The organism is Aquabacterium sp. (assembly GCF_041915145.1).
Lineage (GTDB): Bacteria > Pseudomonadota > Gammaproteobacteria > Burkholderiales > Burkholderiaceae_C > Aquabacterium.
Genome location: NZ_JAYSBZ010000093.1, coordinates 1 through 9,870, shown reverse-complemented (window position 1 = coordinate 9,870; position 9,870 = coordinate 1). Strand labels below are relative to the sequence as shown.

Sequence of the window (9,870 nt, the reverse complement as noted above, 5' to 3'; positions counted from 1 at the left end):
GGTTACAATAACTCTCTTGCCGCGCGATGGAGCAGTCTGGTAGCTCGTTGGGCTCATAACCCAAAGGTCGGAGGTTCAAATCCTTCTCGCGCAACCAATAAAATCAAGCACTTAGCTTGTCGTCAAGGCTCACTTCGGTGGGCCTTTTTGTTTTGTGTCGAGGTTTGTGACGAGGTCTGTGTCGTCACAATTGCGGGCCTCAGTGCTAGTGACCATTGGGTATGCGTCGAGTATCCGGAGTCAAGAGCTCAAGAGCTCAAGACGTCAAGAGTGGTGGAGCTTCGCATGCTACTAAACATAGCTCCAGCGCCGTTGGCCTCAAAGTAGGACCGGCGCATCTACTTCGGCATTGCAGCGGGAGCTGACTTTCGAACCTCCCTGGCGAACGACCCGTCTCGGCGGCACACCCGTCATTTAGGGTCGGCCTATCGCTACGTCGTAGTCCCAGCGTTGCTACGCAATTGCTTCGGCAACATCTTGTTCAGCTCCTCGTCGGTGAAGAAAAGCTCCTCCGCATTCTTGAGCGCCTCTTGCGCATCGCTGTAGGCCTTGCTGTTGGTTCTCGGCGCGGCCTTGTAGATGTCTTCCAACTCGGCGTTCAGGCGGTCGCGTTGCTGGCGAACTTCCTCGACCGGTCGCCCGTCTTGCAGGTCGACCAGCAGGCTGAGGAGAGCCTCGCGTGCGCCCCACAGCTTTGCACCGACCTCGGTGTGCAGCTGCGCCTGCTCGCCCAGGGATGCCTCTTTGAAGTACAGGGCGCAGCCGGCCAAGATGGCCGACAGGACCGCACCGACCGCCGTCGCGGCCTCGCTCTTGCCAAAGAGTGCTACCAGCAGGCTGGTGGTCGTCGCTGCCGACAGCACGATTTCGATGAGCTTGATGCGCTTGTACTTGGTGACATAGCCGTCTGCCATCTTCTGATGGGTCTTGTGCGTGTACGCGGCACGGCCATACATCTCGCGCAGCTGCCCCTCCAGGACGATGGACGGATTAGCTGGGGAAGTCGATGCCATAGATGCCCCTGTAGAGTTGTTTTGCGCTGTAGTCATAGTTGTTCTGCTGGTATTCGATGGCTTCTTTCGTACGCAGTTCGGCCTGGCGGGCCTTGTACTGGAAGCCGCTGCCGTACACCCAAGAGCCGCTGCCCGGCGCCGTCCAATACGTCTTGCCGGCATCCTGGCCCGCCAGGAAGGCGAAGAAGTCCCTGGTCATCCAGTCGTAGTAGACGTAGGACTTGTCCTTGTACGCCCAGCCATTGATGAACTGGTAGGCCAAGGTGTCGATGAGCATCCCGCTCATAGAAACGTTGTTCTGGTCGCGCCACGCACGAGCCATACGCGCCAGCTCCACCAGGTTGCCGTTGCACTCGATATTCCGCGTGCTAAAGGCCGTCATTTCCTGCTTCGGCTTGCAGGCGCGCCAAGAGCCGCCGTTGTTGGTGTCGGCGAACGTGTAGCCACCTTCTGTGTTCAGGAACGCCGGCAGGACCTCGAACTTCACGCCATCATCAAACCGAAGAACAACGACCTGCCCATCCCCACCGATTTCGGTGACCGAGTAGGTCTTCTGGATTGACGCGCGCACATGGGCCAGCAGGGCCGACTGCCCGTTGCCGGCGTGACCGTTGAACCGGGCGTACAGCTCGTTGGGCAGCTCGTACAGCAAGTCGACGTCGCTCACGCTCGGGATGGCCGTCGAACGCCCGTAAGAGCCCACGTAGAAGCGGTAGCTCGTCTTCGAGTCGAGGCCGCGCAGGTCAGCGTTCAGCTGGCCAACGATGCGGCCTGTGCGGTAGCCAATAGAACTACGCTTCTCCGTGCCGATGCGGATGTTCCCGCAGAAAGTTTGGAACCAATCACCTACTCCCATTGAGCCTCCCTAGGCTGCGTGTTGATACTGACCGCTCAAGTTTTAACGCCAGACAGGTCTTCCAGCAGACCACGTGCTTGGTCGTACCCCGGCAGGTCGGCGCGCAGGCTGCGAACCAGCTCATCGACGTGCTCAGCAACCTGGGCACGGATGGTGTTTTCGGACGGGCTACCGACCGGCCGAAGGCGCATGAATGGAATGCCGGCGGCTGCGAACAGGCGGTCCTTCTTGTTGTCATTCCGTTGCTGGCGCTCGGTGTCGTGCCAGACCGAATCGACCTCGATGGCCAACATCGGCAGGTACGTCGTCGAAGACACAACGACGATGTCGACGCTCGCCCGAAGGTAGTAGCCGAAGTCGTCTTCGCTCACCAGCTCCTTCATCCGGTCGAAGCTCATGACGCTCTGCAGCGAGCAGTTTGGGAACACGAGGTGGTTGGGGCACAGCTGCACCAGCACCTGGTAGATGGTGAATTCGCGCTGGCTGTTGAACACCTGCTTGACCGCGCTCGTTCCCTGGGAGCGAACAATCCTGCCAATGACCGCGTGCTGAGACTCGCGTTCAAGCAGCGGTGCGATGTGCGGGTTGATGCGGAAGGTCTTGTCCGTGACCAAGAGCATCCCAAGCTCGACCAGCTTGTCGTAATGTCGACCGGCCCAGGTCAGGTCCATGCCGGCGTACTCGGCCACCTCGGCCAGGCCGTTGTAGCTCTTGATGCTGGCGAACACGCTGAGCAGCTTGCGCGCAGGTGCGGTCAGCGACGGCCAACGACTCACCGCCGTCCGCTCGAACTGGTCGCGCTTGTTCAGCGTGGCAAGGCGCGCCTTCGCATCCGTCAAGAGCTGCTGCACCACATCGCTACGACTCGACGTCGGCATCTCCTCTTGAAGCTTGTCGACGAACTGCTGCACTTGGCCCAGGTCCTCGGACCGCGCCCAAAGCAACTTGGCGTTCTTCACGCTGACGTCGGGCAAGTTCTCGGCAGTGTCGATGTCGATGAGGTAGTAGTGCAATGCATCGTCAGGGTCGCCCGCGACCTGCTCGAGGTAGCCCAGGCGGAACGAATGCTTCTTCTCAAGAAGGTCATCACCGAAGTCGCGGGCCAGCGGCAGCAGTTGGGCCCGTACCTTGTCGCCAAGTTTGGACAGCGCGTCGAAGATGTCCCCTACGACCTCGAGCCACATGCGCCGGGTCTTCTCGGCCATCTGCTCACGCACCGCCGACAGCTGCTCGAGTGCATCGAGTACCGGCCAGGCCTCGGGCTCATCAAGGTCCTCGCCGCTGAGGTCGCCTGAGTAGTAGTTCTGCGGCATTGGCACGCCAGCACTTGTCGCTCGATGCATGGCGTCGAGCAGCAGGCGCATCCGACCGGCCACACCTTGGATGACGTAGGCCGCCGCGAGCTGGAAGGACAGGCTCTGCTCGCATAGCCAGGCAAGGCCCGGCATGTCCTGGTCGCCGTTGTCTTCGTCCTCCAACGGGGAGTACTGGGTGCTGGCGGTGAAAATCCGATAGAGGCTCTCGAGCTCGGCTCGCCGTGTGAAGTCCTCGGACGAATGTTCGTACAACCGCAACAGCAGGTCACCGACCGACGTCATGTGCAGCCCTGACATTCCAACGTAGATTTCCCGCACCCCGTCGGACAGCGTCATCGTCAGCTGCACCCCGAACCAATGCGCGTCAGCGTCGGCGAACCGCATCAAGGCGCGCACCGCGAGCGACAAATGCTCGTCCACGTCGGCGGGCACGGCCGACAGGGCACAAAGCACACGGCGAAGCCCTTCACAGGCATCGCAGGCGAACGGCTCTGAGAAGCGCTGCAACAGGTCGGCGAAGCCCTCTCCGGGGGTGTGCCCGAGCATCCACATGAAGGCCCAGGCGCGCGGTGTCAACTGCAGTTGCGCACGGCCCGACGATTCGTCCTTGGGCAAGGCGATGAGGGTGCCCTCGCTCGGGCATGGAAGCCGGAGAAGCGCGTCACCAACTCGCCCGTAGTCCCACGGGTCCGCCATCATCAGGTCGAGGTCCAGCTTCAGCACGGTGACGAGTGCACGGCCCTCTTCATCGAGGGCTTCGCCCAGCTCTGCCGCCGCATAAGCTTCGCTGAGCGCCAAGGTGAGGTCTGGAAGGGCCGCCAGCGTCTCCTGGTCAGCGGCCGACATCTCCTCGCCCCGTCGCCCCTCCTGGGCCCTCAACAGCATCAACGCGCGCCTGCGAAGCTTCCGCAGCCAATCGACATTCGTCAGCTCCATACAGGCACGCGACAGGCGCCGGAACGCTTGTGCGCAATCGTCAATCGACCAGCCCAGCGTGTCGAGGTACAGGTCGAACTCGAGCTGCAGCGTATGCAGCGCCTCGACGCGGCCGGCCAGTTCCTTGAGCGCGCCCTCGTACTCCTCGCGTACCTCCCTTGCCAGCTCGTAGGGGGACCGAATGCCGGGCGGATAGAGGCCAAGAATCTTTGCCCGCAACAGCCACACCTCGGCGGATTTCCGGTCGTCCTTGTGGATGGCCGTCAGCGGCACGCGACCCAACGCAAGGATTTCGGCCCATGCCTTGTTGTCAATGTGCGCTCGAGCCGATGCCTGCATGTCCGCCAAGCGGAACTGCGGCTCCGGCGGGGCATCCGGTTCAACGGCTACTGCGTTGACCGCTGCCGCGACAGCGGTTGTTGCCTGTGGCTTATTCTTGGACTTCTTGCTCATGCGCCCTCCTCGATGCGGTCGATGTCCAGGTAGATGGCGTGCCCAAAGGCGAACGACCACACGCCAGGCAGCTTTTCGATGACTCCTTCAGTGGAAACCAGGTGCGGCATCACGCCGACATACATCTCCAGCCCAAGCTCCGCAAGCTTCAGCCGCAGCCCCTCGCCGTCGCCTGCATAGCAGAGGTACGGCAGCGGGTCATCACGGTCGACGAACTGACCGAGCTGCTGCATCTTCTGGATGCGGATGGAGGCGCTGAAGTCTTCGATGGCATCGCGAATGCCCTCGACCTGGTCGGGGGTTAGGTCTCGCGGCGTCCGGTAGCGCACGAAGTCCACGCGCGGCATCAGCGCGCGGATAAGGGTGTCATCGACGGCCTTGGCCAGCTTCGCCCGCGGCGGTGAGGCAAATAGCTTGTTGGGGTCCTTCAGCTTCAGGTGCTCGGCCAACGTCATGACGAAGCCGACTTTCACCTCGGGAACCTTTTCCTGCTCGATGCCCGTCTCGGCGCAGAACGAGTCCCAGTCGTGGCCAGCGTCGTTCAGCGCATGGAAGACTCGATGCAGATCGACGCGGTAGGTGTCATCCGGGCCGCTCAGGTACTTCAGTTGCTTCGTGACGTGGTGGTGCATCACCTTTCCGCCGAGGATGCGCCTCGCCAAGCGGTAGCGACGAAGAAGCTTCTCGGACTCGGCCTCGGTGAGCATCGAGTGAGTCTGCCCAGGTACATAGTCGTCGGGGTGCAGGGTCGTCATCTGCCACACGTAGCGGCCCTTGCCGACACACCAGGCGGCCTCCTCCAGGGAAATTTCCGGCGGCTGGCCCTTCGCCTCATCCATTACGGCCAGCTCGAGCTGGGACCAGCACGTCATCTCGTCGCCGCGGGCGATTTCGAACCCGTCGCCTGGCACCAGCTCGTTGTCCTCGCGAAGGAGCACCAGCTCGGAATTGCAGGTGTCGTCGGGCGTGACGGACTGCGGGATGGCCGGCAGCCTCGCCAACACTTCGGGTCCGTGTCGACCGCAAATCTGGAGCGTGGCCACCCCGTCCAGGATGGCCTTGTCGGTTTCCTCCAACCGCCTGCGGACCATCTCGAACGCCGCCGGCGCCTCGGTCAGCCAGTCCTGCGTGCCGCCCAGCGGAGTGATGGACAGTGCCGGCACCATGTTAGTCTCGCCAGCGATGCTGTCCTTCTTCGGCTCCGGCACGCAGACCAGGATGAAGTCGCTGCCGAACCGAACCTCGAACACCTTGGTAGGCTTGACCTGATGCCAAGCCTCGAGCCACTCGGCGAGCCGCGGCGCGAGCTCGTGCCAGCTGGAGAACTCCTCCTCCGGCGCCTTGACCACCATAGTGAGCTTGAGCTTCGGGGTGAGCGGCTCCCGATTGAGGGCGTGCCAGCTGGACCGGCCGAGGATGCGGGACGCGGCGTCCAGCGCTGCCGTGTGCTTGAGAGCGACGCCCGTGTCGCTCAGAGCTTTGCGCAGGCGCTTGGCCAGGAGCTTGGGGTCTTCATCGGGCTGGGGCTGGAGGCCTTCGACGACCTTGAGCGCGGCCTCGGAAGTGAAGCGGGGCACCTTGAGATGGACGTAGGTCCACAGGGCTGCGGCCGTAGCCTGCAGGTCTTGAGGGGAGGCGGGATGCGCCGTCGGCGCAGCAGTGGTTGCCATGGATGAACTCCTAGAGAGCATCGAGGGACGGCACGCGTTGTCCGGCTCTCCAAGTGGAGGTCATCGAGCCGGGGAAAGGGGACTCTCGCAATCCAACTGGCTTTGCCGTGCCGGACAGGGTCCGGTGCGTGCACTGACGGGCGCCAACTTGCCCACGATTCGGCTTGAACCGCAGGTAGATCGTAAGAAGGAGCGGCTACCGGTGTCAACTACTAATGGAGCACCTTCGTCAGGTCTCACTTACGCCTGACATTCAGCTTTGCGAACTCGAGTGACTGCACCCAGACTTAAACCGACGTCAACATTGCACCACGATTGCACGCCCAGGCAAACATTTCTAGAATTTGCCGCCCACAACCATCCACCGGAGGATCGAGTCCCATGCGCCACTGATGCGGCCGTCAACGCGACGGCAAATCTCCACTGCCCCCACGACGCGGGGGAGCTCTTAGCATCTTTGGACCATGTATGGCGATTTCTCATCTCTCCCTGGAGGGCGTGTTCTACGTCCTGCCGAACTGCGAAACGCTTTTTTCCGATCTCAACGAAAACTTTGACCAGCGGCACACCGGCCTGGTCGGACGCAATGGCAGCGGCAAGACCGTTCTGGCGCGCATTCTTTCGGGCCAACTGCAGCCCACCCGTGGGCGCTGTGTGCGAACAGGTGCAGTGCATTACCTCGCCCAACAGGTCAGCCCACGCGCGGACACCACCGTTGCCGATGTGGCAGGCGTGCAAGGCGTGCTGGATGCGCTCAAGCGCATCGAGGCCGGCAGTTCCGCGCTGGCGGATTTCGACGTGGTCGCCGATCGATGGGACATCGAACAGCAGCTTGGGCAGGCACTGGCGCAGCAAGGTCTCAAGCACCTGGATGCCAGCACACCGGCCGGCGTGCTCAGCGGCGGTGAGGCAATGCGGGTGACCTTGATTGGCGCCCAACTGTCTAACGCGGATTTCCTCATCCTGGACGAACCCAGCAACCACCTTGACCAGCACAGCCGTCGGGCCTTGATCGAATGGCTGCATCACTGGGAGCGCGGACTGCTGGTGATCAGCCATGACCGGCAGTTATTGGCGCACATGGATCGCATCGTCGAGTTGTCCTCCCTGGGCTTGCGAAGCTACGGGGGCAACTATGCTTTCTATGCGCAGGCCAAAGCACAGGAAAAGCAAAACGCACTCGCCGAACTCGACCGCGCCAAGCTCGATCGACGGCGCGAAGAGCAGTCCATGCGGCAACAGCGCGAACGTCAGGAGAAGCGCCAGGCGCGAGGCACACGCAGTGGCAAGCAGGCTAACCAGGCCAAGATCCTGCTCGATCGCCAAAAGGAGCGCAGCGAACAATCCATGGGGAAACTGCGCCGACTGCAAGCGGATGCGCGGCTCGAACTGTCACAGCGCGTGCGCGAAGCAGCCGCACAGGCTGCAGACGACCTGAACATCCACTTGCACGAGTCCCCCAATCCTGGAGTTGCCCCACGCAATGTGGCAGAGCTGGAAAACGTGGAACTGCCGTTTGTGCCCCAGGCGACTCGTACCATCAGCATGCTGGTGGGAGGGCAGCAGCGCATCGGATTGCTGGGCCCCAACGGTTGCGGAAAATCCACCCTACTGAAGGTGCTTGCCGGCCGAATCGAGCCCATGGCAGGTGTTTGCAGGGTTACCGACCCCGTGGCGTATCTCGACCAAGGGCTGGACATCCTGGATGCGCAGTTCCCGGTTCTCGGCCAACTGCAGGCTGTGAATCACACCCTGAGTGAGGGTGAACTGCGGACGCGATTGGCACAACTGGGACTGGACGCGCCAAAGATTGCAATGCCCAGCGGATTGCTCAGCGGCGGAGAGCGCCTGAAGGCGGCCCTGGCCTGTGTTCTCTATGCAGACACGCCGCCGCGCTTGCTGTTGCTGGACGAGCCCAGCAATCACCTGGATTTGCCCTCCGTGCAGGCGTTGGAGAGGCTGCTGGCAAGCTACCAGGGAGCGCTGGTCGTTGCATCGCATGAACATGCCTTTTTGGAGCAACTGCGGCTGACGGATCTGTTGGTGCCTGGCGCCGAAGGTTGGGCACTCATGCCTGTTGACCACCTGGCTGCATGACTGCCCTTTGTGGTGGCGGAAAAATCAGGGAATCATCCGTTGGGATGAGTCACTCATCTTCTTCCAAAACGGGCAGATCCATGAAGCCAGCCCCACAGTTCACAGACCAAGGCCTGTGCTCAAGCACGGTCGATACCCGGTGAGTGGAACTGCAGGAGCTTCTGGTGCAATGCATCTCTCGCAAGGGAACAAGACAGCCCCATAGATCCATCACAGGCAATCAGATGCGCCTGTGCCGATTCGGGCCAGTCCTCGATATCGTCATCCAGAGCTACCCAATGCCTTGGCTTTCTTCTCTGGGCGTCCGCCAAGACCTGCACGCCTCGGGGGCTGCTACGAAACGATGCAAGGGTCCAAGGATCCGCGCCATGCACCCGTTTGTGAAAAGTGCCCCCGATGAACCTTGTTCGCAACGAATAGGGAAGCAATTGGAGGGTCTTGCTGTAGCCCGGCCGAATGCACCAGGTACTGCTGAGCACCAGGGCCACCGCAGGAAAGGGCGCAAGCACCTCTTCCAAGTGGGGAAGCCACTCGAAAAGCGTATGGCCCGCCGCCTGGTAAGGGCTCATGTAGATGCCCTTGCGGGGATGCCAGAGCACCGCCTCGTGGTGGACGACGCCATCCAGATCAAGGTAGAGCACGACGTCAGCACTGCGCGGCGCTGATGCCGGGATGTAGGGAGTAGCGCTATTGAGCGTCTGGCGGACCATGCAGCGATTTTGAAGCGGCCTGGCCGACCTTGCCAGTCGTTCTGGCGCCGATGCCAAGAAATTCCAACGAAGTGCATCCCCAATACTTGGAAAGAGGCTGGCTCGGAGCCGTACTTGCACCATGCCCGTGGCCTCTGGTGTTCATTTTTTTGCGATGTTCACGGAACGTGAACAAGACAAAAAAATGAACAAGCTGATCGCTCCCGGTATCTGACCCAATCGCCAGCCAATGGGTAGCGCATGACAAGTAGCAACGCGGCTTCCGTTAGTGCACCTGAAGACCTTGGCCTTGCCCCCGGTCCTCAATGGCTGTAGCCTTCCCCGCATGGAACACGCGAAGCCTACTTTTTGCGGATTGGACGCTGATCAGGTAACTCAGCTCGCCAGGGACGCTGTGGCCAACGCGATCGTATCGACTGCACGCGCCGGCATCCCCCTCACCGGGATGGTCGATGGCTGCGTGCAAACGATCCAAGCCTCGGACCCATGCATTACAAAGTTCCTGCAGGAGCAAAGCGCTGGCCTTGGTGTCCCGTCCATCCAGATCGAACGTGATCCAGACACGGGATTGCTGGTGGGCAATGTGCCAGGAATCCCAGGTGCGTACACCCAAGGTGAAACCGTCGAAGAACTCTGCGCACACCTGACAGAGGTATTGGAGATGCTGCAGGAACACACCGCAGTCGCCCTCAAAAGACCTCTACCCGAACATGCGCTGGATTCAGGCGCATTGGGTGTGGTGGTTCACGTCCATGGGCAAGGTGCTGCTTATGAGGTGGAGTTCTTGACGCAGGATGGGCATACCGTCTGCGTCGAGAC

The 9,870-nt window shown here is 61.5% G+C and carries 7 protein-coding genes and 1 tRNA gene; 3 read left to right on the top strand and 5 right to left on the bottom strand.

All coding sequences use genetic code 11. The features are described from left to right. Positions 1-20: 20 nt before the first annotated feature. Positions 21-97: transfer RNA gene (locus tag ACE3SS_RS13635), tRNA-Met, on the top strand. A gap of 334 nt (positions 98-431) precedes the next feature. Here the strand turns inward: ACE3SS_RS13635 and ACE3SS_RS13630 are convergent. From ACE3SS_RS13630 to ACE3SS_RS13615, 4 genes are read right to left on the bottom strand one after another with little or no spacing between them, the layout of a single operon-like run. Further along, entirely contained in the window at positions 432-1,013 is a 582-nt protein-coding gene (locus ACE3SS_RS13630; protein ID WP_374594834.1) for an SLATT domain-containing protein, read from the bottom strand. Further along, complete coding sequence (locus ACE3SS_RS13625; protein WP_374594832.1) at positions 991-1,869, bottom strand: nucleotidyltransferase; 879 nt, start codon at positions 1,867-1,869, stop codon at positions 991-993. The genes ACE3SS_RS13630 and ACE3SS_RS13625 overlap by 23 nt, the downstream gene beginning before the upstream one ends. A 35-nt stretch (positions 1,870-1,904) precedes the next feature. Then, positions 1,905-4,574, bottom strand: a complete 2,670-nt coding sequence (locus tag ACE3SS_RS13620) for a DUF2726 domain-containing protein (protein WP_374594830.1) — start codon at positions 4,572-4,574, stop codon at positions 1,905-1,907. Next, positions 4,571-6,244, bottom strand: a complete 1,674-nt coding sequence (locus tag ACE3SS_RS13615) for a hypothetical protein (RefSeq protein WP_374594828.1) — start codon at positions 6,242-6,244, stop codon at positions 4,571-4,573. Before ACE3SS_RS13615 ends, ACE3SS_RS13620 begins: the two co-directional genes overlap by 4 nt. Before the next feature lie 468 nt (positions 6,245-6,712). On the opposite strand from ACE3SS_RS13615, the gene ACE3SS_RS13610 reads away from it, so the two are divergent. Then, positions 6,713-8,341, top strand: a complete 1,629-nt coding sequence (locus ACE3SS_RS13610) for an ABC-F family ATP-binding cassette domain-containing protein (RefSeq protein ID WP_374594826.1) — start codon at positions 6,713-6,715, stop codon at positions 8,339-8,341. A 119-nt stretch (positions 8,342-8,460) separates the two neighbouring features. On the opposite strand, the gene ACE3SS_RS13605 is transcribed toward ACE3SS_RS13610, so the two are convergent. Continuing rightward, positions 8,461-9,051 carry an HAD domain-containing protein gene (locus ACE3SS_RS13605; RefSeq protein WP_374594824.1) on the bottom strand — a complete coding sequence of 197 codons (591 nt, stop codon included), beginning with the start codon at positions 9,049-9,051 and terminating at the stop codon, positions 8,461-8,463. A 325-nt stretch (positions 9,052-9,376) separates the two neighbouring features. On the opposite strand from ACE3SS_RS13605, the gene ACE3SS_RS13600 reads away from it, so the two are divergent. Then, positions 9,377-9,870 (top strand): DUF4926 domain-containing protein (locus ACE3SS_RS13600; protein WP_374594822.1); only part of this gene is annotated, 494 nt, incomplete at its 3' end.

What these genes read in the sequence shown, in the direction of transcription:
- ACE3SS_RS13630 (WP_374594834.1), bottom strand. Translation starts at nt 1,013, where the DNA reads ATGGCATCGACTTCCCCAGCTAATCCGTCCATCGTCCTGGAGGGGCAG.
- ACE3SS_RS13625 (WP_374594832.1), bottom strand. Translation starts at nt 1,869, where the DNA reads ATGGGAGTAGGTGATTGGTTCCAAACTTTCTGCGGGAACATCCGCATC.
- ACE3SS_RS13620 (WP_374594830.1), bottom strand. Translation starts at nt 4,574, where the DNA reads ATGAGCAAGAAGTCCAAGAATAAGCCACAGGCAACAACCGCTGTCGCG.
- ACE3SS_RS13615 (WP_374594828.1), bottom strand. Translation starts at nt 6,244, where the DNA reads ATGGCAACCACTGCTGCGCCGACGGCGCATCCCGCCTCCCCTCAAGAC.
- ACE3SS_RS13610 (WP_374594826.1), top strand. Translation starts at nt 6,713, where the DNA reads ATGGCGATTTCTCATCTCTCCCTGGAGGGCGTGTTCTACGTCCTGCCG.
- ACE3SS_RS13605 (WP_374594824.1), bottom strand. Translation starts at nt 9,051, where the DNA reads ATGGTCCGCCAGACGCTCAATAGCGCTACTCCCTACATCCCGGCATCA.